At 70.5% G+C, this 24,336-nt stretch carries 18 protein-coding genes and 2 pseudogenes; 7 read left to right on the top strand and 13 right to left on the bottom strand.

Annotated elements, in window-relative coordinates; all coding sequences use genetic code 11:
• Nucleotides 1-110: 110 nt before the first annotated feature.
• Nucleotides 111-767 carry a bifunctional DNA primase/polymerase gene (locus tag QF027_RS34140; RefSeq protein WP_306975884.1) on the top strand — a complete coding sequence of 219 codons (657 nt, stop codon included), beginning with the start codon at nucleotides 111-113 and terminating at the stop codon, nucleotides 765-767.
• Between the two features lie 115 nt (nucleotides 768-882).
• Here the strand turns inward: QF027_RS34140 and ftsY are convergent, their stop codons facing one another.
• Entirely contained in the window at nucleotides 883-2,076 is a 1,194-nt protein-coding gene (gene ftsY / locus QF027_RS34135) for a signal recognition particle-docking protein FtsY (protein WP_306975885.1), read from the bottom strand.
• A 157-nt stretch (nucleotides 2,077-2,233) separates the two neighbouring features.
• Between ftsY and QF027_RS34130 the strand changes: the two are divergent.
• Nucleotides 2,234-2,431: pseudogene (locus tag QF027_RS34130) on the top strand (cytosine permease); the annotation flags it as partial.
• Nucleotides 2,432-2,722: 291 nt separating this feature from the next.
• Nucleotides 2,723-3,696 (top strand): annotated as a pseudogene (locus tag QF027_RS34125) (LLM class flavin-dependent oxidoreductase).
• Between the two features lie 344 nt (nucleotides 3,697-4,040).
• On the opposite strand, the gene QF027_RS34120 reads toward QF027_RS34125, so the two are convergent.
• The 4 genes from QF027_RS34120 to QF027_RS34105 form a co-directional block, all read right to left on the bottom strand.
• Nucleotides 4,041-5,459 carry a sugar porter family MFS transporter gene (locus QF027_RS34120; RefSeq protein ID WP_307078952.1) on the bottom strand — a complete coding sequence of 473 codons (1,419 nt, stop codon included), beginning with the start codon at nucleotides 5,457-5,459 and terminating at the stop codon, nucleotides 4,041-4,043.
• 187 nt (nucleotides 5,460-5,646) lie between these two features.
• Complete coding sequence (gene smc, locus QF027_RS34115; RefSeq protein ID WP_307078949.1) at nucleotides 5,647-9,234, bottom strand: chromosome segregation protein SMC; 3,588 nt, start codon at nucleotides 9,232-9,234, stop codon at nucleotides 5,647-5,649.
• A gap of 222 nt (nucleotides 9,235-9,456) precedes the next feature.
• Nucleotides 9,457-9,660, bottom strand: coding sequence for a hypothetical protein (locus QF027_RS34110; RefSeq protein ID WP_057616507.1), 204 nt, complete (start codon nucleotides 9,658-9,660; stop codon nucleotides 9,457-9,459).
• A 382-nt stretch (nucleotides 9,661-10,042) separates the two neighbouring features.
• A complete protein-coding gene (locus QF027_RS34105; RefSeq protein WP_057616505.1) occupies nucleotides 10,043-10,324 on the bottom strand; it encodes an acylphosphatase in 282 nt (93 codons plus the stop codon).
• Nucleotides 10,325-10,498: 174 nt separating this feature from the next.
• On the opposite strand from QF027_RS34105, the gene QF027_RS34100 reads away from it, so the two are divergent.
• Nucleotides 10,499-11,572, top strand: a complete 1,074-nt coding sequence (locus tag QF027_RS34100; RefSeq protein WP_307078947.1) for a CAP domain-containing protein — start codon at nucleotides 10,499-10,501, stop codon at nucleotides 11,570-11,572.
• Between the two features lie 78 nt (nucleotides 11,573-11,650).
• Nucleotides 11,651-12,052, top strand: a complete 402-nt coding sequence (locus tag QF027_RS34095; protein WP_306975899.1) for a winged helix-turn-helix transcriptional regulator — start codon at nucleotides 11,651-11,653, stop codon at nucleotides 12,050-12,052.
• On the opposite strand, the gene mutM is transcribed toward QF027_RS34095, so the two are convergent.
• The 8 genes from mutM to recG all read right to left on the bottom strand — a co-directional run bounded on the left by mutM (nucleotide 12,025) and on the right by recG (nucleotide 19,366).
• Entirely contained in the window at nucleotides 12,025-12,885 is an 861-nt protein-coding gene (gene mutM / locus QF027_RS34090) for a bifunctional DNA-formamidopyrimidine glycosylase/DNA-(apurinic or apyrimidinic site) lyase (RefSeq protein WP_306975900.1), read from the bottom strand. The two genes, QF027_RS34095 and mutM, sit on opposite strands and share 28 nt — an antisense overlap.
• 107 nt (nucleotides 12,886-12,992) lie before the next feature.
• Nucleotides 12,993-13,811 carry a ribonuclease III gene (rnc, locus tag QF027_RS34085; RefSeq protein ID WP_306986518.1) on the bottom strand — a complete coding sequence of 273 codons (819 nt, stop codon included), beginning with the start codon at nucleotides 13,809-13,811 and terminating at the stop codon, nucleotides 12,993-12,995.
• A 19-nt stretch (nucleotides 13,812-13,830) separates the two neighbouring features.
• The gene (rpmF, locus tag QF027_RS34080) at nucleotides 13,831-14,004 is read right to left on the bottom strand and encodes a 50S ribosomal protein L32 (protein ID WP_006139588.1); all 174 of its coding nucleotides are present in this window, start codon (nucleotides 14,002-14,004) and stop codon (nucleotides 13,831-13,833) included.
• Nucleotides 14,005-14,006: 2 nt separating this feature from the next.
• Nucleotides 14,007-14,651, bottom strand: a complete 645-nt coding sequence (locus QF027_RS34075) for a YceD family protein (protein WP_057616496.1) — start codon at nucleotides 14,649-14,651, stop codon at nucleotides 14,007-14,009.
• Between the two features lie 132 nt (nucleotides 14,652-14,783).
• On the bottom strand, nucleotides 14,784-15,899 hold the full coding sequence (locus tag QF027_RS34070; RefSeq protein WP_306975902.1) for an ATP synthase F0 subunit B: 1,116 nt from the start codon (nucleotides 15,897-15,899) through the stop codon (nucleotides 14,784-14,786).
• Between the two features lie 57 nt (nucleotides 15,900-15,956).
• A complete protein-coding gene (gene coaD, locus QF027_RS34065) occupies nucleotides 15,957-16,436 on the bottom strand; it encodes a pantetheine-phosphate adenylyltransferase (RefSeq protein ID WP_306975904.1) in 480 nt (159 codons plus the stop codon).
• A gap of 26 nt (nucleotides 16,437-16,462) precedes the next feature.
• Nucleotides 16,463-17,050 (bottom strand): 16S rRNA (guanine(966)-N(2))-methyltransferase RsmD, encoded by a 588-nt coding sequence (rsmD, locus tag QF027_RS34060; RefSeq protein ID WP_306975906.1) that lies wholly within the window; start codon nucleotides 17,048-17,050, stop codon nucleotides 16,463-16,465.
• Nucleotides 17,051-17,155: 105 nt separating this feature from the next.
• Nucleotides 17,156-19,366, bottom strand: coding sequence for an ATP-dependent DNA helicase RecG (gene recG / locus QF027_RS34055; protein WP_307078946.1), 2,211 nt, complete (start codon nucleotides 19,364-19,366; stop codon nucleotides 17,156-17,158).
• A gap of 168 nt (nucleotides 19,367-19,534) precedes the next feature.
• On the opposite strand from recG, the gene QF027_RS34050 reads away from it, so the two are divergent.
• Nucleotides 19,535-21,370, top strand: a complete 1,836-nt coding sequence (locus QF027_RS34050) for an HSP90 family protein (RefSeq protein WP_307078944.1) — start codon at nucleotides 19,535-19,537, stop codon at nucleotides 21,368-21,370.
• The gene (locus tag QF027_RS34045) at nucleotides 21,370-24,327 is read left to right on the top strand and encodes a tetratricopeptide repeat protein (protein WP_307078942.1); all 2,958 of its coding nucleotides are present in this window, start codon (nucleotides 21,370-21,372) and stop codon (nucleotides 24,325-24,327) included. Before QF027_RS34050 ends, QF027_RS34045 begins: the two co-directional genes overlap by 1 nt.
• The last annotated feature ends 9 nt before the right edge of the window (nucleotides 24,328-24,336 follow it).

Below are 24,336 nucleotides of genomic sequence, written 5' to 3'. Positions count from 1 at the left end.
GCACCACCCGGGGCACCTCCGAGCGCCGACGTCGCTCGGAAGAAGCAACGGAGAGTGACTGGCCGCGTCCGTCTCGTAACCACCGGCGCGCTGGACCCGTTGGAGGGGGCATGGGCTTCACGATCGGCGGCATTCGGGAGATCCGTTCCGGTACCCGCAGGCGCGGCCGCTCCTCGGAGTGCACGACCGTCGCCGAGTTCACCGGACTCTGGGGCTGGGACGTCGTCCCGGGCGCGCGCACTTCGGCCGGCGACTGCTCCTGCGGCCGCGCGGACTGCCGTCACCCCGGCGCCCACCCCCTCGACTTCGCACCCCCGGTCCCGGCCGGCGCCACGCTCGACGACGTGACCAAGGCGTGGTCCGAGTTCCCCGGCGCCTCGGTGATGCTGCCCGTCGGCCGCGCCTTCGACGTCATCGAGGTCGCCGAGCCGGCCGGGCGCCGCGCCCTGGTCCGCCTGGAACGCATGGGCCTCCCCCTCGGCCCCGTGACCGCGACCCCCGAGGGCCGTGCCCAGTTCTTCGTCGCCCCCGGCGCCGCGTCCGACCTGAGTGAACTCCTCTACCGCATGGGCTGGGACGACGCCGCCTCCCTCGACCTGCGCGGCCTGGGCTCCGGCAGCTACATCACGGCTCCGCCGTCGGACCGGGGCGGCCTGGGGCCGGTGCAGTGGCTCCGGCCGCCTTCTTTGGACACCGCGACGAAGCCGCCGGCGGCCCGCCTGCTGCTGGGGACACTGGCGTACGTGGCGCACCGGTCACAGGCGTAGACGTGCACGGCGAAGCGCCCGCTCCCCACTGCACCGTGGGGGCGGGCGCTTCTTCGCGATCTACGGCTTCTCACTCGCCGCGGGTACGGCTTCTCACTCGCCGCGGGTACGGCGCTCAGTCGCCGATCAGCGCATCCACGAACGCTTCCGGCTCGAACGGCGCCAGGTCGTCGGCGCCCTCTCCGAGGCCGATCAGCTTGACCGGCACGCCCAGTTCACGCTGGACCGCGACCACGATGCCACCCTTGGCCGTGCCGTCCAGCTTGGTCAGGACGATGCCGGTGATGTCGACGACCTCGGCGAACACGCGCGCCTGCACCAGGCCGTTCTGCCCGGTGGTGGCGTCCAGGACCAGCAGCACCTCGTCGAGCGGGGCATGCTTCTCGACGACCCGCTTGACCTTGCCGAGCTCGTCCATGAGACCGGTCTTGGTGTGCAGCCGCCCCGCGGTGTCGATGAGGACCACGTCGACCCCCATCTCCTTGCCCTCCTTCACCGCGTCGAAGGCGACGGAGGCGGGGTCGCCGCCCTCGGGCCCGCGCACGGTGTGGGCGCCCACCCGCTCACCCCAGGTCTGGAGCTGGTCGGCGGCAGCGGCACGGAAGGTGTCCGCGGCGCCCAGGACCACGCTCCGTCCGTCGGCCACGAGCACACGCGCGAGCTTGCCGGTGGTGGTGGTCTTGCCGGTGCCGTTGACGCCGACGACCATCACGATGCCCGGCTTGCGCTCCTCGGGCTCGGTCCTCACCGTGCGGTCGACCTCGGTGCCGACCAGCTTGAGCAGCTCCTCGCGCAGCAGCCCGCGCAGCTCGTCCGGGGTGCGCGTGCCGAGCACCTTCACCCGCTCACGCAGCCCGTCGACCAGCTCCTGGGTGGGGGTCACGCCGACGTCGGCGGTGAGGAGGATGTCCTCGATCTCCTCCCAGGTGTCGTCGTCGAGGTGCTCGCGCGACAGGAGCGTGAGCAGCCCCTTGCCGAGCGCGTTCTGCGAGCGGGAGAGCCGGGAGCGCAGACGGACCAGGCGGCCGGCGGTGGGCTCCGGGACTTCGATCTCGGTCGGCGGGAGCTCTTCTACGACGGGCGGCGCCGAGCCGTCCGGGAGATCCACCTCCTCTATGGTCCGGCGCGGTTCGTCGCGCGGCGTCTCGGCCTCGTCGCCGACGTGCGGCTCGGCCGGAGGGGCGGTGATGTCGGGCGCGGCGGGAGGTGGCGGGGGCAGCGGCTTCTTGCGCCGACTGCCGACGACGAGCCCGCCGAGCACACCGAGCACGACCACGGCGATGACTACAGCAAGGATGACGGTTTCCATAACGCACCCAGTATCGGCCATGGGTCACGACCGAACCCAGCTCGTGTTTTCACACGGGCAAAATAGCCACAAAATGGCTTTTAGTATGACTAATGCACGATGGCTGCTCATGAGCGGTCTCGAAACCCACGGCCTCGAACAGATCCCCGATGACCAGGGAGCGGGCCTGTCCGTCTCGTACGGCCTCGACTTCTGGCAGACCCTGGTCGTCGGCGTCACCGCGCCGATCGTGTCGTACGGCCTGGTCGGGCTGATCGGAATCGCCGGCAAGCGCGGCGGCGCGCCCGGCATGGCGCTGTCCCGGGCGGTGTTCGGACAGCGGGGCAGTCTGCTGCCCGGGGCGCTGATCTGGGTCACCCCTGTACACGGTCCTGCCGAAGCCGGCGGTCGCCGAACCGGCCGGACGGACGACTGAACGGGTCGACGCCGTCATCTGATCCCCGACTCGGCGGCCGCTCGTGCGCAAGGCGGCGCCCGCCCTGAAGCGCACCCGGCCACATCGGCCCCGACCTTCTGCGACGCGCCCTCGGCGCGTCGGGATCCGCCACGGCACGCGCCCTACCGCCCGCGCGTGCCGCCTCCATAGCAATCTGACGCCTCGTCAGCTACCGTCCCCGCACCACCCGCCCGGTGAAGGGGGACCCCCATGCCCGTCACGGTCGTCCGTTTCAACCTCGTCGAGCCCGGCGCGACGCCCGCCTCTCTCAGTGCCCGTTACCGGGCCGCCCTGGACATGGCCGCGTACGCCGACGAGCACGGGATCACCACCGTGCAGACCGAGGAGCACCACGGCGTCGACAACAACTGGCTGCCGTCGCCCTTCGCCTTCGCGGGCGCGGTGTTCGGCGCAACGCGGAGGATCGCGGTCACCGTCTCCGCCGTGATCGGCCCCCTGCACGACCCTCTCCGCCTGGCCGAGGAGATCGCCGTACTGGACCTGCTGAGCGGCGGACGGCTGGTGACGGTCGCCGGGATCGGGTACCGGCCCGAGGAGTACGCCCTGTTCGACGTGGAGTGGAGCCGGCGGGGCCGCCTGCAGGACGAGCTGCTGGAGACCCTGCTGAAGCCGCCTGGACGGGCGAGGAGTTCGAGTACCGCGGTCGTACGGTACGGATCACCCCGCGCCCCTTCACCGACCCGCACCCCCTCCTCCTGGTCGGCGGCTCCTCCCGGGCCGCCGCCCGCCGGGCCGCCCGCCTGGGCCTGCCGTTCTTCCCCAGCGCCCACCTCCCGGAGCTGGAGGCGTACTACAAGGAGCGGCTCGTCGAGTACGGCACCGAGGGCTGGACCATGATGCCGACGGCCGAGACACCGTTGCTGCACATCGCCGAGAACCCGGACGAGGCGTGGGCGCGGCACGGAGAGCACTTCCTCCACGAGGCCCGTACCTACGCCTCCTGGCAGTCCGGCGACATCCGCTCGGCGGTGCGGTCGGCGGCTGCGAGCGTGGAGGAGCTGCGCGCGGAGGGCGTGTACCGGATCCTGACACCGGACGAGTGCGTGGAGCAGGGGCTCGACAATCTCGTCCTGCATCCGCTGGCGGGCGGCATGCCGGTGGAGGAGGGGTGGCGGAGCCTGCGGTTGTTCGCGGAGGAGGTGCTTCCGGCGCTGGCGGGCTGATCCGGGCGGATTGCTCCTCCCGGAGCCGGACGGCTTCGAGTCGTGGCGTACGACAGGGTGGGGCTCGGAGTTCGTGCGCTCGCCCGGTACTCGCTTCCTGCCTGTACTGGCCGAGGGCGACCTCTGTCTCGCGGCCGAGGACGTGCCGGCGTTCCGCCGCGAGGGGGCACCTCCGCACTCGCGTCTCGACGAGGTCACCCACGGCCGGCGGCGTTCTCATCCGGTGACCCACACGGACAACACCGCCGCCCCCGGTCCAGGCGGTTGCCGGACCGGGGGCGGCGGACGGGACGGGGAGAAGGGCAGCGGGGTGTTGGCCCCTCCCCCCGGGTTCGCGTGGGCCGTCAGCCCATCTCCTCCAGCGCCTTGCCCTTCGTCTCCTTGACGTACTTGAGGACGAACGGGATGGAGAGCGCGGCGAAGACCGTGTAGATCACGTAGGTCGCGGAGAGGTTCCAGTCGGCCAGCGACGGGAAGCTCGCGGTGATGGCCCAGTTGGCGATCCACTGCGCGGACGCGGCCACACCGAGCGCGGCGGCGCGGATCCGGTTCGGGAACATCTCGCCGAGGAAGACCCAGACGACCACACCCCAGGACAGGGCGAAGAAGAGGACGAAGACGTGCGCGGCGATCAGCGCGGTCCAGCCCTGCGCGGCCGGCAGCTTGCCGCCGACCAGGTCGAAGGAGAACGCCCAGGCCTCCAGTGCGAGGCCGATCACCATGCCGAGCGAACCGATCAGGGCGAGCGGCCGGCGGCCGACGCGGTCCACGAAGATCATCGCGATCACGGTGCCGACGATGTTGATGATCGACGTCGTGAAGGAGTAGAGGAACGAGTTCGTCGGGTCGACGCCGACCGACTGCCACAGCGTCGAGGAGTAGTAGAACGCGACGTTGATGCCGACGAACTGCTGGAAGACCGAGAGGCCGATGCCGACCCAGACGATCGGCTTGAAGAAGAAGCTCCCGCCGAGCAGGTCCTTGAAGCTCGACTTGTGCTCGCTCTTCATGGCGTTCTCGATCTCGCCCACGCGCGCGTCGAGGTCGATCCTGTCGCCCTCGACCTCCTCGAGGATCTCCCGGGCACGCTCGTGCTTGCCGACGGAGATCAAAAAGCGCGGGGACTCGGGGATGGCGAAGGAGAGCAGGCCGTAGAGGACGGCCGGGATCACCATGACGCCGAGCATGACCTGCCAGGCCTCGAGACCCATCAGCTTGCCGCGCTGGTCACCGCCGGCCGCGTTCAGCAGGCCCCAGTTGACCAGCTGCGAGACGGCGATGCCGATGACGATCGCGGCCTGCTGGAAGGACCCGAGACGACCGCGGTAGGCCGGCGGGGCGACCTCGGCGATGTAGGCGGGGCCGATGACCGAGGCCATACCGATGGCGAAGCCGCCGACGATCCGCCAGAACGCCAGGTCGTACAGCGCGAAGGGCAGCGCCGAGCCGACGGCGCTGATCGTGAAGAGGACGGCCGAGATCTGCATGCACCGGATACGGCCGATGCGGTCCGCGATCCGTCCCGCGGTCGCCGCGCCGATCGCACAGCCGATCAGGGCGATGGCGATGACCTGCGCCAGGGCCGCGGAACCGATGTCGTACCGGCCCCGGATGGCCTCGACGGCGCCGTTGATCACGGAGCTGTCATAGCCGAAGAGGAAACCGCCCATCGCGGCCGCCGCCGCGATGAAGATGACGTGCCCGAGATGATCGGGGTGAGCCGCCTGGGCTCCTGACTTGGACGCCTGCTCTGTGCTGGTCACGTGTACTCCTCGGGCCACCGGCAACGCTGCCGGCTGGGGGCGACCCTTCCAGATAGGTGGTACCTGAAGGTAAAAACAACATTGCCGAGACTATGCCTTCAAGTTTCGAAGTCAAGAGGGCAACTGCTGTGAGATGAGAGGCATTCGCGACCGACGGGCGTTCAAGTCTTGAAGGATTGAGGGAGGGCTAGCGGAGCCGCTGTGAAATCACCTTGGACACACCGTCGCCCTGCATGGAGACGCCGTACAGCGCGTCGGCGACCTCCATGGTCCGCTTCTGGTGCGTGATCACGATGAGCTGCGAGGCCTCCTGCAGCTCCTGCATGATGCGGATCAGCCGTTGCAGGTTGGTGTCGTCGAGGGCGGCTTCGACCTCGTCCATGACGTAGAACGGGCTGGGGCGGGCTTTGAAGATCGACACCAGCAACGCCACGGCGGTGAGCGAGCGCTCGCCGCCGGAGAGCAGGGACAGCCGCTTGACCTTCTTGCCCGGCGGACGGGCCTCGACGTCCACGCCGGTGGTGAGCATGTTGTCGGGGTCGGTCAGGATGAGCCGCCCCTCGCCGCCCGGGAAGAGCCGGCTGAAGACACCCTCGAACTCCCGGGCCGTGTCCCGGTAGGCCTCGGTGAAGACCTGTTCGACGCGTTCATCGACCTCCTTCACCACTTGAAGCAGGTCGGTGCGGGTCTTCTTCAGGTCCTCCAACTGCTCACTGAGGAACTTGTGCCGTTCCTCCAGCGCCGCGAACTCCTCCAGGGCGAGCGGATTGACCTTGCCGAGCTGCTGATAGGCCCGCTCGGCCGCCTTGAGCCGCTTCTCCTGCTCGGCCCGGTGGAACTGCTTCGGCTGGTTGCGCGGATGCTCCGGATCGTCGGGCAGCTCCTCGCCCTCGGCCGGCAGGGAGGGCGGTACCGGCTGGTGAGGGCCGTACGCGTCGATGAGCCCCGCCGGTTCGACGCCCAGTTCTTCCAGCGCCTTGGTCTCCAGCTGCTCGATCCGCATCCGCTTCTCGGCGCCGAGCACCTCGCCGCGGTGGACGGAGTCGGTCAGCTTGTCGAGCTCGGACTTGAGATCGCGGCCGGTGTTCCGCGCGGCGGTCAACTCCCGTTCCCTGAGCGCCTTGGCGGCGTCGGCGGCGGTCCGCTCCTCGTCCGCGCGCGCGAGGGACACCTCGACGTGCGCGAGCAGCTGTCGCGCACCGGAGGCGACAGCTTCGGCCACGGCGGCCTCGTGCCGCAGGCGGGCCCGCCGCTGTTCGGCACGCGCGCGTGCGTCTCGCTCCGCACGGGCGGCTCGGTCGAGGGAGTCGGCCCGTCCGGCAAGCCCCTTGACCCGCTCCTCATGTGTACGGACCTGGAGGCGGGCCTCCATCTCGGTCTGGCGGGCGTTGGCACCGTCGGCGGCGAGACGGTCCCGTACCGACGTGTCGGGCTCCTCCTCCACCGGCATCTCCTCGGCGACGGCGAGCCGTTCGGCGAGCTCCTCGACCTCTTCGAGCGCCTTCTCCAGGGCGTCCTGCGCTCGCGCGGCAGCCGCGGTGGACCGCTCGGCCTCGCCGGCGGCACCTTTCGCCTGGCCGGCGAGGCGGCCGAGCTGCTGGGCCACGGCGGACTTCTCCCGGTCGGCGGCCCTGCGCCGCTCGCCGAGCTCCTCGACCAGTGCGGCTGATGCTTTGCGGCGCTCGACTGCGGCGCGTTGGGCCTCAGTGAGTCTCTCGCAGCGGATGGCCAGCTCTTCGAGTTCAGCGGCCGCTTCGTCGACCGAGGCCTGTACTTCGAGGAGGCTCGGGGCGCCCGCGGAACCGCCGTGGGCGAAGTGGGCGCCGAGGAGGTCGCCTTCGGCGGTCACTGCGGTGAGGTGGGGGTTGGCGTAGACGAGGTCTTCGGCGTCTTCGAGGGTGCCGACGACGACGATGCCGTGGAGTAGGCGTCTTACCGCGGGGAGGAGGTCGGAGGGGACGCGTACGAGATCCGCCGCGTGCTGATGTGTGGTGTCCGCGGGTCCGTTGTGGCTGGTCGCGCAGTTGCCCGCGCCCCTTTGGGGCGCCTCTTCGGGGGCCCCTGCCAACAGCAGTGACGCCCGTCCCGCGTCCTGCTTTCGCAGCAGGCGGATCGCGTCCGCCGCTGCCGCCGGGGAGGTCACCGCCAAGGCGTCCGCCGCCGCGCCGAAAGCCGCCGCCAGCGCGACCTCGTGGCCCGGGGTCACCGTCAGGAGCTCGGCCGCCGGCCCCAGCAGGCCGGTGAGACGGTCCTTCGCGCCCAGCAGCGCACCCGTGCCGTCCTTGCGTCGCAGCCCCAGCGCCAGCGCCTCATGCCGGGCCTGCGTCGCCGCGCGTTTGCGTTCCGCCGCCGTGACCGCCTCTCGGGCCACCGTCAGGGCCGCCTCCGCCTCGGCGAGCTGTCGCTTCGCCGCGTCGTGCCGCTCCGCCAGTTCCAGGTCGCCCGCGTCCAGGCCGTCCACCTCGGCCTTCAGTGCCTCGTACTCCTCCTGCGCGGCGACCGCACGCTCCTGGGACTCGTCCCGCGCGGCGGCGAGGCGGTCGATCTCGGCCTGGGCGGAGGCGGCGCGGGAACGGGCCGCGTTGACCTGGCCGCCCAGCCGCGCGAGGCCCTCGCGGCGGTCGGCGATGGCGCGGGCGACGTCCTTCAGGCGCCGTTCCTCCTGGGTGAGTTCCCGCTCCAGTTCGGCGCGGTGCGCGACCGTGTCCTCCAGAGCGTGCTCGGCCGCCTCCAGGGCAGCCTCCAGCTCTGCCTCCTGCTCGCGGATGCGGGCGGCCTCACGCTCCATGTCCTCGGGGTCACGGCCCCGCCGTTCCTCGGGCGGCGCCGAGGTCGCGCTCTTCACGCGCGCGTCGGCCAGCGAGACCGTGCCGCGCACCCGCTCGGCGAGCTGAGAGAGCTCGTACCAGGTCTGCTGGGCCCGCTGGAGCCGGGGCGTGAGCTGTCGGACCTCGTCCTCCAGAAGCGCCTCCCGCTGGAGGGCCTTCTTCAGCTCCTGCTCGGCGGCGTCCTTGCGGTCCTTCAGCGCGGCCTCGTCCGCGACCTCGGCCTGGAGCGCCTGCCGCAGTCGTACGAGATCGTCGGCGAGCAGCCGGAGGCGGGCGTCTCGCAGGTCGGCCTGGATGACGGCGGCCCGGCGGGCGACCGCGGCCTGGCGGCCGAGCGGCTTGAGCTGGCGCCGGAGTTCGTCGGTCAGGTCCTGCACGCGCGCGAGGTTGGCCTGCATCGCGTCGAGCTTGCGGAGGGCCTTCTCCTTGCGCTTGCGGTGCTTGAGGACTCCGGCGGCCTCCTCGATGAAGGCCCGGCGGCCCGTCGGATCGGCGTGCAGGACGGAGTCGAGCTGACCCTGGCCGACGATGACGTGCATCTCGCGGCCGATGCCGGAGTCGGAGAGCAGATCCTGGATGTCGAGGAGACGGCAGGTGTCGCCGTTGATCTGGTACTCGCTGCCGCCGTTGCGGAACATGATCCGCGTGATGGTGACCTCGGCGTACTCGATGGGCAGGGCGCCGTCGGAGTTGTCGATGGTCAGGGACACCTCGGCGCGGCCCAGCGGCGGGCGGCCGGTGGTGCCGGCGAAGATGACGTCCTCCATCTTGCCGCCGCGCAGCGACTTGGCGCCCTGCTCGCCCATGACCCAGCTGAGTGCGTCCACGACGTTGGACTTGCCTGAGCCGTTCGGCCCCACGACACACGTGATCCCCGGCTCGAACCGGAGCGTGGTCGCCGAGGCGAACGACTTGAACCCTCGGAGGGTCAGCGCCTTGAGGTGCACGCCGCTGGACTCTACCTTCCGGGGGTGTCTCACTCCATGAACGCGCTGTCGCCCTCGGTTTCACCGTTGAACGTGCAGGGCACACCAAACGTTAAGAGAGTGAAAGGGTGCACGGGGGCAAGAAAGAAGGGACGCCGAAGCGTCCCTTGCAAACTCTGACAACTTAGCGGTTGATACAGGCTGCCCAACCACTGCGTGAGCTGTCGTGTAGCGATGCAGTGATCAGGTGAGCGCAGGCTCCGCCTGGTGTGCGTCGATGCTCTCCAGGAGACTTTCGTGAGAAGCGGCAGCCGCGAGCGCGTCGTTCTCGGCCTGAATCCGTACGAGCTCGGATTCCAGGTCCTGTACGCGCTGCTGGAGCCGTCGCATCTCGGCGAGGAGTCGAGGGTCGGAGCCGCCGACGTAACCGAGAAGCGCCTTTGCCATGATGGATGGTCCTCCACACTGAGTGACCGACCGAAGCGGTGTGGGTCGTGAGGGATTCGCACCCGCGGTGCTTGACACTTTTGAGTTCATGCTGCTGTTCTTCCATGCCAAACAGCTAAGGTGCGCGGGGTGCTTTCAGCGTCTCACCAAAAAGTTTGACGGTCAACACGATCACGCCCCGTATTGGCGGACAACCCGGTCCGGCGCGACCTGAGACGGCGGCGCTGCGGCTCCCTCGGGGCCCTCGGGACGTGACGATCACTCTTACCCGCGGAGCCTGCCACGGCATGGCCTTCTTGGCAACCACCAGCGACTTTCTGCTTCGGGCAGGTGCCAGTGGCATGTCCCTCCGCTTCCGCCTGGGCCGTTTTACAGAAACGGCTCATCGGATGGCGAAGCCGTCGTAACCCCCACGAGGTGTGTCCCAGATCTCGGTGACACCGTCTACGCGGCCGGGCGTGTCGTCACCCAGGAGCCAGTCGAGGAGTCCCTGGCATCCCTTCCGCGGACCCTCCGCGACCACTTGCACGCGTCCGTCGTCCAAATTGAGAGCAAAACCACTCAGGCCGCCGATCTCCAGGGCCTTGGCCCGCGTGAACCAGCGGAAACCCACACCTTGGACGCGTCCGCGCACCCAGGCGACCAGTCGTACATCCTCGCTCATGGGTGCAACCTAACCGGCCAATGTCTCTCCGGGCACTCCCTCCCCAGGCGCCATGCGGTACTGTCCGCTGCCAATGAATCTCATACGAAACTCACTCGATCGTGTGGGTTTTGTGACTTTGGTTGACCGGGGGGACGCGTCGACCTCATGAACGAGGACTAGGAAGGCAAGCACATGGGACGCCACCGACGCTCCGCCGCCGGCCGCGCCGCCACGGGCCGCGCCACGGGGGTCACAGCGACACACAGCTCCTATGGGAGCGGTTACGACCCGCAGGACTCGTACAACTTCGCCTCGGTGGGCACCGCGACCTACCGGGGCCAGGAGGACCCCGACCCCTACGCGCGCAGTGACGCCTACCTGTTCGCGTCGGAGGAGGAGTACGCGCTCTACCGGGGCGAGGGCTACACGCCCGCCGACGGTTCCCGGCGCGGTGGGTCGCACCGCCGGCGCAGGAGGAACCTCGTGACGCCGGTCAAGACCGGTCTGCTCGGGGTCTCGGCGGCCGTCGCGATCGGCACGGTCGCGGTCGCCACCGGCGTGGTGCCGGGCCTGGACAACTACAAGCTCGGCGGCGGCAGCACCACCGGCGGCGATGTGCAGGCGGCGAGCTCGCCGACCAACTCCCCGGCCGAGCAGGGCGGCACCTCCGGCAGCGCCGACAGCCGCGAGGACGGCAGCTCGACGAGCCGGGATGCCGACCGCGCCTCCTCGCCCTCGCCGTCCCCCTCGACCTCGACGGCCACGCCGACCGAGAAGCCGACGAAGAAGCCGGCGGCCCCGCCGAGCAAGAAGCCGAAGACGACGCCGCCTCAGAAGGAGAAGGAGCCGGCGAAGAAGGAGACCGCCGCACCCGCGGAGGTCTCGACCGAGGCCGCCGCGGCGGCCGAGGTACTCAGGCTCGTCAATGCCGAGCGGGCGAACGTCGGCTGCAGCCCGGTCGCCGCCAACAGCGCGCTGGCCGATCTCGCCGGGGCCTTCAGCAAGGCCATGGCCGACCAGGGCTTCTTCGACCACACCGACCCGAGCGGCGCCACGCCGTGGGACCGGGCCGCGCAGGCCGGGATAACCAACCTCGGCGGCGAGAACATAGCCCGGGGCCAGGCCGACCCGGCGGCGGTCATGGAGGCCTGGATGAACAGCCCCGGCCACAAGGCCAACATACTGAACTGTGACTTCAAGACGCTGGGCGTCGGCGTGGTCTTCGGTTCGGGCGGCCCCTGGTGGACGCAGGACTTCGGCTACTAGAGGACACCGAGGCAGATTGCGCTAACTTCCGGTTAGTGCAATCTGTTGGTTAGTGCTGCCTTCCAGTACGCTCGTGATATGGACACCACGCAGCAGCCCCTGGAGGCGCGGGACCTCTCGTACGACGTGTTCGCCAAGGCCTGCCCCTCGCGCGGCACGCTGGAGCACGTGACGGGCCGCTGGGGCGGACTCACGCTCGGCGCCCTGCACGAGGGCTCGCTGCGCTTCAACGAGCTGCGCCGCCGGGTCGACGGCGTGAGCGAGAAGATGCTCTCCCAGACGCTCCAGGCGCTCGAACGCGACGGCCTGGTGCACCGCGAGGCCCAGCCCACCAACCCGCCCCGGGTCGACTACGAACTGACCCCGCTGGGCCACGAGGTCGCCGAGCGGCTGCTGGGCCTCATCCACTTCGTCGAGGGCCGCATGGACGACGTCCTGGCCGCCCGCGAGCGTTACGACATGACGCGCGGCGCCCGCTGACACCTCGGGCAGAAGTAGCTGGACCGGTTCATCCAGGGCCGTCGGCGCATCGGCGTACCGCACCGCTTGCACGGCAGCCCCTCCCGGCCGTACGCGTCGAGGGACCGGTCGAAGTAACCGGACTCGCCGTTGACGTTGACGTAGAGGCTGTCGAAGCTGGTGCCGCCGACCGCGAGGGCCTCGTTCATCACATCCCTGACGTGGCCCAGGAGTTCGGCCGTGCGCGGGCGCGTGAAGTTCGCGGTGGGGCGCTCGTAGTGGATGCGGGAGCGCCAAAGGGCCTCGTCCGCGTAGATGTTGCCGACTCCACTGATCAACGACTGGTCGAGCAAGGCCCGTTTGATGGTGCTGCGCTTGCGGCGCAGGGCCTGGTGGAAGGCCTCGTCGTCGAAGAGCGGGTCGAGCGGGTCGCGCGCGATGTGCGCGATGACGTCGGGCAGTCCGTCCGGGGTGTTGTCGTGCAACGACAGCCCGCCGAAGGTCCGTTGGTCGACGAAGCGCAGCTCGGTGTCCACGTCGTCAGCGAACCTCACCCGGATCCTGAGGTGCTTCTCGTCGGGGGCGGCATGCGGCTGGACCAGCAGCTGGCCGCTCATGCCGAGGTGGGCCAGGATCGACTGGTCCGTGTCCTCCAGGGGCAGCCAGAGGTACTTCCCGCGGCGGCTCGGGGTGCCGACGCGACGGCCCTTGAGGCGATGCGCGAAGTCGTCGGCACCGGCGAGGTGACGGCGGACCGCGCGCGGGTGCAGCACCTCGGCCTCGGCGACCGTACGGTGGGCGACCCACCGCGCCAGGCCACGCCGTACGACCTCGACCTCGGGCAACTCGGGCATGGGGCTCCCCCGTCACGGACCGGTGTATGAACCGAGCGCCCGCCCCGGTGTTCGGGGGCAGGCGCTCGGCTGCGCTGTTCTTCCAGACGCGCTGGGGCTTCCAGGCGTCAGGCGGAGACGGACGACGGACCTTCGTCGTCGTCCTTGGCGGCTTCGACGACCTCAACGGCCTCGACGGCCTTCTCGGCCACCGCCTTGGCACGCTCGTCCGCGTCGGCCCGGATGGACCTCCAGGCGGACTCCGCGGCCTGCTGCTCCGCCTCCTTCTTGCTGCGGCCGGTGCCGGTGCCGTACGAGACGCCTCCGACGCGGGCGGCAGCAGTGAAGGTCTTCTCGTGATCGGGGCCGGTCTCCGTGACCAGGTACTCGGGCACGCCGAGTCCTTCGGTCGCGGTGAGCTCCTGGAGACTGGTCTTCCAGTCCAGGCCGGCACCGAGGTTGGAGGATTTTTCGATCAGGGGGTCGAACAGGCGGTGCACCAGTTCGGAGGCCGCTTCGAGACCCTGGTCGAGATAGACCGCGCCGATCACCGCTTCCAGGGTGTCGGCGAGGATGGACGCCTTGTCCCGGCCGCCCGTGCCCTCTTCACCACGGCCGAGCCGGATGAAGGAGCCCAGGTCGAGCCCGCGGCCGACCTCCGCCAGTGCGCGTGAGTTGACCACCGCGGCCCGCAACTTGGCCAGTTGGCCTTCGGGCAGGTCGGGGTGGGTGGTGTACAGCGTGTCCGTGACCACGAGGCCGAGCACGGAGTCCCCGAGGAACTCCAGCCGCTCGTTGGTCGGCAGACCGCCGTTCTCGTACGCGTACGAACGGTGGGTCAGCGCACGCACCAGAAGGGCGGACTCGAGTTTGTACCCGAGCCGCCCTTCCAACAGCGTGTGGGACGAGGCCTGGTTGTCGCCCGAGTTCTTCTTCGGCGTGGACACAGTGCCTCTCACCAGCCGCTCAGACCTCGAGGACCTGGCGCTTGTTGTAGGTGCCACAAGCAGGGCACGCGATGTGCTGCAGCTTGGGCTCGTGGCAGCGCTCGCACGCAACCAGGGTGGGGACCGCAGCCTTCCACTGCGACCGGCGGTGGCGCGTGTTGCTGCGCGACATCTTCCGCTTCGGAACAGCCACGGCTACTTCTCCTGCTTCTCGTCGACGCCCGGTTCGGCGCCGCTCATCTCGTCCTTCTCGCCGTCTTCGAGTGAACCGGCGAGTCCCTGCAGTGCCGCCCAACGGATGTCGACGGCGTCATGGTGGTGGTCCGGGTCGTCCGTGAGCCGCGCCCCGCACTCGGAGCACAGGCCCAGACAGTCGTCCTGGCACACCGGCTGCATCGGCAGTGCGAGCACCACCGCATCACGCAGCACTGGTTCGAGGTCGAACAGGCCGTCCTCGATGAAGAGCCTGTCCTCGTCTTCCTCGGCGTCGTCGGCCGGTTCCGCTTTCACACGGCCACGGTCGTCGGCGTCAGGGTACGAGAACATCTCCTGGAAATCCGCTTCGAGCACCAGCTCAAGCGGCTCCAGACACCTTACGCACTCCCCCTCGGCCTGTGCACGGGCGGTGCCTGTGACAAGCACCCCTTCCATGACCGACTCGAGGCGGAGTTCGAGCACGACCGGGGCGCCTTCCGGCACTCCGATCACTCCCTGGATACCGAGATCCTTGGGAGCGTCGATCTCACGGGTCAGGCGCTGCAGCGCGCCAGGACGCCGCCCCAGCTCGTGTGTGTCGAACACGAGAGGGTTGCGGTGGTCGAGGCGGGCGTTCAGGGCCATTCCTGCTTTCGATCTTCGAGCTCAGAGGGCCGCCGCCCTTCGGTGCTCCCGGGCAGCGTTGATCGCGGACGTACGCGCGACCGAAGAGCCAGGATACTGGACCTTTCGCTCACGGCCCAATCCGGTGGTCCCTTACTGGCCGCGACCCTGCTCGTACGCCCTCAACTGCTCCGGCGTGATCATGCCGGTGTCGAAGAGGCTGGTCTCGTCCAGGGCGTAGTCCTGCTGGGGCTGGTGCGTCTGCTGCGGCTGGTGGGCCTGCTGGGCCTGGTTCTGGTCGTACGCGGCCTGCTGCTGGTCGTAGCCCTGGAAGGGGGCGCCTCCCGCCGGAGCGTAGCCGGAGGTGGGGGAGTAGGGGTCGGCCTGCTGGTAGCCGTACGGGTCCTGCTGGGCGTAGGGATCGGGCTGCTGCTGATACGCGGCGTAGGCATCGTTCTGCTGCTGGTAGCCGTACGCATGCTGCTGGTCGTAGTCCGGCTGCTGGGCCGGCTGCTCGGACTGGCCGCGGGCCTGGGTCCGGGCGTCCTGCTCGGCGAGGGCGGTGAGGTCGGCCAGGTAGTCGGCGTCGCTGGAGTGCTGGACGGTGGAGGTGTCGTCGGCGAGGGCGCCGAGGTCGTCCGTGGCGATACGGCCGTGCAGTTTCTGGCGGCCGCGGCCGACCGCCTCCAGGGTCTTGGCGAGGACCGCCTCGAAGGCGCCGAGCTTGGCGTCGACGTAGGAGTCGGCGTCCTTGCGCAGGGTCTCGGGGTCGTGACTGCGCTCGGGGGCGTCCTCGTCCTCGTAGCCGTTCTCGTCGAGGCCCGGGCCGGTGCCGAGGAGCTTCTCGCGGCCGCGGCCGACCGAGCCGAGGGTCTTGGTGAGGACGACCTCGAAGTTGGCGAGCTTGGAGTCGACGTAGTCGTCGGCCTCCGCGCGGACCTCCTCGGCCTCCTGGCGGGCCTCGTTCAGGATCCGGTCGGCCTCGGCCTGGGAACGGCGGGCGACCTCGGTGTCGGAGATCAGGGAGCCGCGCTCGGCATGCGCCTGCCCGATGATCCGCTCGGCCTCCTGGCGGGCCTGCTCGACCATCTGCTCGCGATCGCCGATCAGTTCCTGGGCCTGCGCGAGGGAGCCGGGCAGGGCCTGGCGCAGCTCTTCGAGCATCGCGAGCAGTTCGGCGCGGTTGACCATCACCGAGGCCGACATGGGCATCGACCGGGCACCGGAGACCGCGGAGACGATCTCGTCGAGCTTCTTCTGCACGTCCACCTGTGCTCGCCACTCTCTACAGCTGTGTTGGAGACGGACGGGACGACTGTAGTCCCATCAGTCCTTGCGCAGGCGCTTGTTGAGTGCCTCCAGGACCAGCGGCGGGACCAGGTGGGAGACGTCTCCGCCCCAGGTCGCGACCTCCTTGACGAGCGAGGAGGACAGGAAGCTGTAGGTGGGGTTGGTCGGGACGAAGAGGGTCTCGACGCCCGACAGACCGTTGTTCATCTGGGCCATCTGGAGCTCGTAGTCGAAGTCGCTGACCGCGCGCAGGCCTTTGACGATGGCCGGGATGTCGCGCTCCTTGCAGTAGTCGACGAGGAGGCCGTGGAAGGCCTCCACGATCACGTTGCCGTACTCGGCGGTGACCTGGCGGATCAGGTCGATCCGCTCGTCGATCTCGAAGAGGCCCTTCTTGGACTTGTTGATCATCACCGCCACGTAGACCTCGTCGTACAGTCTGGAGGCGCGGGAGATGATGTCGAGATGTCCGTTGGTGATCGGGTCGAACGACCCGGGACAGACGGCGCGGCGCACTTGAGATCCCTCGCTCTCCGGTCCGGTCATCGTGCGTCTTCGCACGTAGAGGCGGCGCGACCGTACCAAAACGTTCCCTCGCCGTAGCGACGGGCTTTGACCGCGTCGAAACCGGGCGGCCACTGGAATTCTCCGCCTCTGGTGCTGCGCTCCACGGTGACCAGGGCCTCGGGCGCTAGCCAGTGTTCGGTGCGGAGTGTGAGGAGAATCTCGCGAAGATCGTGATCTGTGACTCGGTACGGGGGGTCGAGGAAGACGAGGTCGTACGGCTCGGTCGGCGACCCCGTCCGGATGATCTGTTCGGCTTTGCCCGCGCGGACTTCGGCGCCGGGGAGCCCGAGGTTCCTGACGTTCTCGCGGATGGTGCGGGCGGCTCTGGCGTCGGCCTCCACGAGGAGAGTGTGGCCCGCTCCCCGGGAGAGGGCTTCCAGGCCCACGGCACCTGAGCCTGCGTACAGGTCGAGGACGCGTTCGCCGTCCAGGGGGCCGCCCAGGAGGGACTGCCAGGTGGAGAGGAGTCCTTCTCTGGCGCGGTCGGAGGTGGGGCGTGTGCCATTGCCTGGCGGGACTGCGAGTCGGCGTCCGCCTGCTGCGCCGGCGATCACGCGGGTCATCTTCGGTCCTTGGTTGTGGGCGACTTCAGGTTCATTGTGGCTGGTCGCGCTCGCGCGGCGGTAGCCGTACGGTCCACGCGGCCCGCGCTCCTGAGTGTCTCTCCTTCAGCCCTTTTCCAAGTACTGCTCCCGTTCCTCGTCCAACAGGGCGTCCAAGGCTGTGCGCAGGCCGGGAAGTCCCGTCAGCTCCGGGTCGGCCTCCACCACCGCCGTCGCCTCCTGCCTCGCCTCCGCGATGATCTCCTCGTCCTCGATCACGGCGAGGACCCGCAACGAGGTCCGGGCGCCGGACTGGGCCTGGCCGAGGACGTCGCCCTCCCGGCGCTGCTCCAGGTCGATGCGGGACAGCTCGAAGCCGTCCAGAGTCGACGCCACCGCGTTCAGGCGCTGGCGGGCCGGGCTCGCCTCCGGCATCTCCGAGACCAGGAGGCAGAGACCCGCCGCCGAACCCCGGCCCACTCGGCCGCGCAGCTGGTGGAGCTGGGAGACGCCGAAGCGGTCGGCGTCCATGATGACCATCGCCGTGGCGTTCGGGACGTTGACGCCGACCTCGATGACCGTGGTGGCGACCAGGACATGGGTCTCGCCCGCGGCGAAGCGGCGCATGACCGCGTCCTTGTCGTCGGGGTGCATACGGCCGTGCAGCACTTCGACCCTCAGGCCCCTCAGGGGTCCCTTGGCGAGCTGGTCGGCGATGTCCAGGACGGCGAGCGGCGGGCGCTTCTCGGCCTCGTCCTCCGCGGACTTCCTGGCCTTCTTCGGGTCGTCCTCCTCGTCCCCGATGCGGGGGCAGACGACGTAGGCCTGGTGGCCGTTCTCCACCTCCTCGCGGACCCGCTCCCAGGCCCGGGTGAGGAAGTGGGGCTTGTCGGCGGCGGGGACGACATGGCTGGCGATGGGTGACCGGCCGGCCGGGAGCTGGTCGAGGACGGAGGTCTCCAGGTCACCGAAGACCGTCATCGCGACCGTGCGCGGGATGGGCGTGGCCGTCATGACGAGGAGGTGGGGCGGCTGCTTGCCCTTGCCGCGCAGGGCGTCCCGCTGCTCGACGCCGAACCGGTGCTGTTCGTCGACCACGACCAGGCCCAGGTCGTGGAACTGCACCTTGTCCTCGATCAGCGCATGCGTCCCGATCACGATCCCGGCTTCACCGGTGACCAGATCCAGCATGGCCTGCCTGCGCGCGGCCGTCCCCATCGAACCGGTGAGCAGCACGACCTTGGTGCCGTGCTCGGATCCCCCCAGCATTCCGCCCTGGGCGAGCTCGCCCATCATCTCGACGATCGAGCGGTGATGCTGCTGGGCGAGCACTTCGGTCGGGGCCAGCATGGCGGCCTGTCCGCCCGCGTCGACGACGGTGAGCATGGCGCGCAGGGCCACCATTGTCTTGCCCGATCCGACCTCGCCCTGCAGGAGCCGGTGCATCGGATGGTCCGTCGCCAGGTCGTCGAAGATCTCCTTGGAGACCTTCTGCTGCCCGTCCGTGAGGGTGAAGGGCAGTCGGTCGTCGAAGGCCGAGAGAAGGCCGTCCGGAGCGGGTTTCCTCGGCACCGCCGGGAGTTGGGCGTCCGCGTGACGGCGGCGGGCCAGGGCCACCTGGAGGACGAAGGCCTCGTCCCACTTGAGGCGGGCGTGGGCGTCGGCGATGTCGGCCTTGGTGTGCGGGCGGTGGATCTTGAGGAGTGCCTCGGGGAGGGGGACCAGGCCGCGACCCTCGCGGAGGGACTCGGGGAGGGGGTCGATCGCCTCCTGGGCACTTGGCAGCACCGTCTGGATCGCCTTGCCGATCTTCCAGGACTCCAGTTTGGCGGTGGCGGGATAGATGGGGATCAGGGCGCCCGCCCAGGTCTCCACCGCCTCCTCTGCCTCGCCGTCGGCCCCGCGTAGCAACTCGTAGGCCGGGTGTGCCAGTTGGAGGCGGCGGTTGAAGAGGGAGACCTTGCCGGCGAACATCGCGCGGGTGCCCGGCAGGAGCTCCTTGTGGGGTTTGTGAACGCCGTGGCCGAAGAAGACCAGTTGGAGGCGGCCGCTGCCGTCCGTGATGGTGACCTCCAGGCGTTGTCCCTTGCCGCGCGGCGCCTTGGCGGAGGCGAAGGTGTGCAGGCGGGCGTCGGCGACCTGGGCGACCACGGTGACATGCTCGTCCATCGGCAGGTCGGCGAGGTGGGTCAGCTGCCCCCGCTCCTCGTATCTGCGCGGGTAGTGGTGCAGGAGGTCGCCGACGGAGTGCAGGCCGAGATGCTCGGCCATCACCTTCGCGGTGGCGGGGCCGAGCACCTTCTTCAACGGTTCTTCCAGTGCGGGCACGAGATCCATTGCACACCACACCACTGACATTGCCGTATACATACCGGGAAACCCCTGGTCAGACGGCTGGTTGGGGACTTAGGATGGCGCGCTCCGGCCATCCCCGCGGATCCCCGCCCCACCCGGGACCGCCCGACCCCGCGCCGCGCGAACGTTCCTCCCACCGGCGCTGCGACGATGGATTCCCAGACCTCACAGTCATCACCGACACCTCAGGTACCTCAGCAACCTCATACGTTTCAGGTCGACCTGCGCGGTCTGGTGGACCTCCTCTCCCATCACCTCTACTCCAGCCCCAAGGTCTATCTGCGCGAACTGCTCCAGAACGCGGTGGACGCGATCACGGCCCGGCGGGCCGAACAGCCGGACGCCCCGGCCCGGGTGCGGTTGTACGCCGAGAACGGCGCCCTGAGGGTCGAGGACTCCGGGGTGGGACTCACCGAGGCGGACGTGCACAGCCTGCTGGCCACCATCGGACGCAGTTCCAAGCGGGCCGAGGGACTTCAGGAGGTCCGCTCCGACTTCCTCGGCCAGTTCGGCATCGGTCTGCTCGCCTGTTTCGTGGTCGCCGAGCGGATCCGGGTGGTCAGCCGCAGCGCCCGTACGCCGGACGCGCCGCCCGTGGAGTGGACGGCGAGCGACGACGGTTCTTACCGGGTGCGGACGCTGCCTCCCGACGCCCGTCCGGAGCCGGGGACCACCGTGCACCTGGTCGCGCGGGCGGGCGCCGGCGAGTGGCTCACGCCGGAGCGGGTCCTCCGGCTCGCTCGGGACTTCGGCTCCCTGCTGCCGTACGACGTCCGGGTCGGCGACGAGGCGGTCACCGACCTGCCCGCCCCCTGGGACCGGCCGTACCCCTCCCCCGCCACCCGCAGGGTGGCCCTGGCCCGGCACTGTCACGAGCTGTTCGGCTTCACCCCACTGGACTCGATCGAGCTGACCGTGCCGCTCGCCGGGATCCGTGGCGTGGCCTACGTCCTTCCGTCGGCGGTCAGCCCCGCCCAGCGGGCGACCCACCGCGTCCATCTCAAGGGCATGCTGCTGACCGAGCGGGCCGAACAGCTGCTGCCGGACTGGGCGTTCTTCGTGCGCTGCGTCCTGGACACCGACAGCCTGCGTCCCACGGCCTCGCGCGAGTCGCTGTACGAGGACGAGACGCTGGCCGCCGTACAGGAGGCGCTCGGGGAAAGGATCCGGTCCTGGTTGACGGGTCTCGCCGCCGGGGACCCGGAACGGCTCGCGGCCTTCCTGTCCGTGCACCACCTGGGCGTGAAGTCGCTCGCGCGGCACGACGTGGACATGCTGCGCACGATGCTGCCGTGGCTGCCGTTCGAGACGACCGACGGGCGGCTGTCGCTGGAGGAGTTCGCGCGGCGGCACCCGGTGGTGCACTTCACGCGGACCGTGGAGGAGTACCGGCAGGTCGCGCCGATCGCCTCCGCGCAGGGCGTCGGGGTGGTCAACGGCGGTTACACGTACGACAGCGACCTGGTCGAGGCGCTGCCTTCGGCGCGGCCGGGAACGGTCGTCTCCGAGCTGGACGCGGACACCGTCACCGCTCACATGGACCTGGTCGACCCGGCCGAGGAGCTGGCGCTCGCCGGTTTCCTGGCGGCCGCGCGGGCGAGGCTCGATCCGCTGGGCTGTGACGTGGTCCTGCGTGCGTTCCGGCCGCTGTCCGTGCCCGCGCTGCACCTGGACGACCGGGACGCCCGGCACGAGCAGGCGCGGGCGGAGGCCGAGGACCGGGCCGACGACCTGTGGGCGGGCATCCTCGGCTCGCTGCGCGGCGGCGCCCCACGCGCGCGTCTCGTGCTGAACCATCTCAACCCGCTGGTACGGCGGATCGGTTCGCTCGGCGATCCGGACCTGATCGGCACCGCCACCGAGTCCCTGTACGGGCAGGCCCTGCTGATGGCCCAGCGCCCGCTCAGGCCCGCGGACTCGGCCTTGCTGAACCGGGCCTTCATGGGCCTGCTGGAGTGGGCCACAAACGGCGAGGAGGGCCTGTGATGAGCGGGATCGACGGGATGGGCGACCACGGGGGCACAGGCTTCGACGCGCTGCGCCTGGCGATGGCGGAGAACGCCGAGGAGCCGGAGGGGCCCGCCCGCAACGCGCGCGCGGAGCAGTTGCTCGCCGAGGCCGAGAAGCTGAACATCCCGCTCGCGGTGATCGAGGCGCTCGGACACCAGCTGAAGGTCTACAACTACAGCTCCGAGAAGGCCAAGATGTTCGTCCCCTTCGCGCGGCTGCTGCGCATGTGGGACGAGCGGCCCGAGGACTTCGACGAGTACGAGACGCACTCCCTGCACTGGGTCTTCAAGTGGATGACGACCGGCATGCTCGACCAGCCGCACATCCCGCTCACCGCCATGGAGAAGTGGCTCGGCGAGATGGAGCACCGCTACCGGCTGGCCGGGCACTCCGAACGGGCCGTGCGCAGCGCCGAGTACAGCGTGGCCGCGCATGTCGGCGACCTGGCGCGGGCCGAGCGCGCGTACGCCGCGTGGCTGGCCGCCGACCGGGACGCCATGACCGACTGTCACGCCTGCGAGCTGCACGAGCAGGGCTGGTGGCAGGCGCAGCGCGGGAGGGACGAGGAGGCGCTCGAGCTGTGGGCGCCGGTCCTGGAGGGCGAGTTCACCTGCGCCCACGAGCCGCACGCGGTCCTCGCCTCCTCGCTGACGCCGCTGCTGCGGCTGGGTCGCCTCGACGAGGCGCGCGCCAACCATCTGCGGGGCTTCAGGCTCGTGCGGTCCATGGAGAGCATGCGCAGCGCCTACGCGGACCATGTCGAGTTCTGCGCCCTCAGCGGCAACGAGGCGCGCGGTCTGGAGCTGCTCGCGGAGCGTCCCGCGTACTTCACGGACGACGGTCATCCGCGCAGCAGGCTGGACTTCACGGCGGTGGTGGCCCTGCTCATGGACCGGCTGACCGAGCTGGGCCCGGTCGACCGGCCGGTGCCGGGGCCCGCGGGCCGGTCCTGGACCGCGGCCGAACTCGCCGCCCACGCGCGCGCGGAGGCTCTCGCGCTGGCCGCCCGCTTCGACGAGCGCAACGGCACGGCCCATGTCAGCGAGCGGGCACGCGCGCGCATGGCTCAACGCCCGTTGGTGGAGCGGCTGCCGCTGGGCGTGCGGGCGGTTCGGACGGCCCCCGCCGCTGCCGCGGTCGTGCCACCGGTCCCGGTCGCTGCTCAGGAGCCCGATCTGCCCGCGCTGATCGCCGAGGCGCGACGGCGGTCGGTCACCCTTCAGCCGAACGCCGTCGAGGCGTGGGCGGCGGTCGCGCGGGCCGCGCGGGGCGTCGAGCTGGGCCCGCGCGACCGGGCGGAGATCGCCGACCACGAGGCGATGGACCTGGGTCCCGAGGGAACCGGCCTGTTCGAGCGGGCCGCCGAGTTGTACGCGGAGGCGGGCGACCCCGGCGAGTCGCTCGCGGCACGCGCGCGTGCCGCCTACATACGCGCGCTGGCAGGCGAGGTGGACGAGGCGCTCACGGTGGCCGCCGGGCTGTACGACGAGGTCCTCGCGCTCTACTCCGTGGACGACACGGGCGTACGGCAGACGGCGTCGGTGCTGATGTCCCGGGCGCGCATCCTGATGCGGCGGGTGCACGAGGCCGCGGAGGACGCGGTCCTCTCGGAGGCGGAGCAGGCCGTGCGGGAGGTGCTCGCGCTCGTCGAGGGACGGACCGGGGACGACGTGCGGCTCGCCGCGCGGGTCGCCGAGGCGCAGGCGATGCTGGCGGAGCTGGCCGCGCGGGCCGGGGACGCGGAGGCGTCCGCGGAGCTGTTCACGTGGGCCGCAGCGGGGTTCGTGGAGGCGGGCCTGCCGTGGTTCGCGGTGGAGTACGAGGCCCGGCTTGCCGGGCTCCTGCACCACCTGGGCGATCCGGCGGGGAGCGAGCGAGCGCTGCGGGCGGCCCTGGAGCACGGCGGCCCGCACCTGGAGGCGATCGGGCGGGCCCAGCTGCATCTCCAGCTCGCCGAGGTCGTCGGCGGCCGGGGTCTCGACGAGGAGGCGGCCGAGCACGCCCTGGAGGCCGCGCACTGGGCCGACGAGGCCGGGGAGGGCCCGACGCTGGGTGCCCTGGCCCGGCACCAGCTGGGCGGGTTCCTGCTGCGGCAGGGCCGATGGGCCGAGGCCGCCGAGGTGCTGGAGTCGGCGCTGCCCGACCTGAGCGCCGAGACGCACGGCGACGGGGCGGTCGTACAGACGCAGTGGTGGCTCGGTGACTGTCTGAGCGAGCTGGGCGAGCACCGGGAGGCGGCCGAGCGGCGCCTGCAGGCCGCCGAGATCGCCCGGCACTGGCCCGAGCAGCACGACCACGCGACGCTCGCCCACCTCGCCGCCGAGTCCCTCGGGGCCGCGGGTCTGCCCGCCGAGGCGGACCGGGCGTACGCGCGCGCGGGCGGCCTGTGGCGTGAACTCGGCAACGTCCACGGGCTGATCCGGTCCCTGCGCGCCCGCGCGTGGCTCGCGCTGCGTGCCGAGGACGGGGCGGACACGGCACGGGAGTTGATGACGCAGGCGGTCCGGGAGTGCGAGATCGCGCTGGGTGAGACGCAGGCCGAGGAGGAGGCGCGGCAGCGGCTCGTCGGCGAACTCGGGCACACTCACCGGCAGTTCGGGGACCTGCTGGCCCGTTCCGTGCCCGAGGACGCCGAGGACGACTCGATCCGGGCGGTGCTGGAGGAGTCGCTGGCCCAGGTGGTGGAGGCGATCGTGGTGTTCGCCTCGCTCGGGGACGAGGCCCTGGACGCGCGTACCGGTGCCGAGCTAGCGGCGGGCTGGCTGGCGGCGGACCTGAGCCGGCCGGCGGAGGCGGCGGCACGCGCGCGTGCGGTGCTCGACGCCTATGGCGGCACGAACGGCTCCGGCGAGGCTCGCGACGACGAGACGGCGCGGACCCGGCGGGCCGAGGCCGAGCAGATGCTGGAGCTCATGGAGGAGCAGGACAGCTGAGCGCCCAGG

Source organism: Streptomyces canus, from assembly GCF_030816965.1.
Lineage (GTDB): Bacteria > Actinomycetota > Actinomycetes > Streptomycetales > Streptomycetaceae > Streptomyces > Streptomyces canus_E.
Note: the sequence above shows the minus strand (reverse complement) of the source record. Positions and strands in the feature narration are given on the sequence as shown.

Coding starts and splice junctions, on each gene's coding strand:
- QF027_RS34140 (WP_306975884.1), top strand. CDS start 111: ATGGGCTTCACGATCGGCGGCATTCGGGAGATCCGTTCCGGTACCCGC.
- ftsY (WP_306975885.1), bottom strand. CDS start 2,076: ATGGAAACCGTCATCCTTGCTGTAGTCATCGCCGTGGTCGTGCTCGGT.
- QF027_RS34110 (WP_057616507.1), bottom strand. CDS start 9,660: ATGGCAAAGGCGCTTCTCGGTTACGTCGGCGGCTCCGACCCTCGACTC.
- QF027_RS34105 (WP_057616505.1), bottom strand. CDS start 10,324: ATGAGCGAGGATGTACGACTGGTCGCCTGGGTGCGCGGACGCGTCCAA.
- QF027_RS34100 (WP_307078947.1), top strand. CDS start 10,499: ATGGGACGCCACCGACGCTCCGCCGCCGGCCGCGCCGCCACGGGCCGC.
- QF027_RS34095 (WP_306975899.1), top strand. CDS start 11,651: ATGGACACCACGCAGCAGCCCCTGGAGGCGCGGGACCTCTCGTACGAC.
- mutM (WP_306975900.1), bottom strand. CDS start 12,885: ATGCCCGAGTTGCCCGAGGTCGAGGTCGTACGGCGTGGCCTGGCGCGG.
- QF027_RS34075 (WP_057616496.1), bottom strand. CDS start 14,651: ATGGCCCTGAACGCCCGCCTCGACCACCGCAACCCTCTCGTGTTCGAC.
- rsmD (WP_306975906.1), bottom strand. CDS start 17,050: ATGACCCGCGTGATCGCCGGCGCAGCAGGCGGACGCCGACTCGCAGTC.
- recG (WP_307078946.1), bottom strand. CDS start 19,366: ATGGATCTCGTGCCCGCACTGGAAGAACCGTTGAAGAAGGTGCTCGGC.
- QF027_RS34050 (WP_307078944.1), top strand. CDS start 19,535: ATGGATTCCCAGACCTCACAGTCATCACCGACACCTCAGGTACCTCAG.
- QF027_RS34045 (WP_307078942.1), top strand. CDS start 21,370: ATGAGCGGGATCGACGGGATGGGCGACCACGGGGGCACAGGCTTCGAC.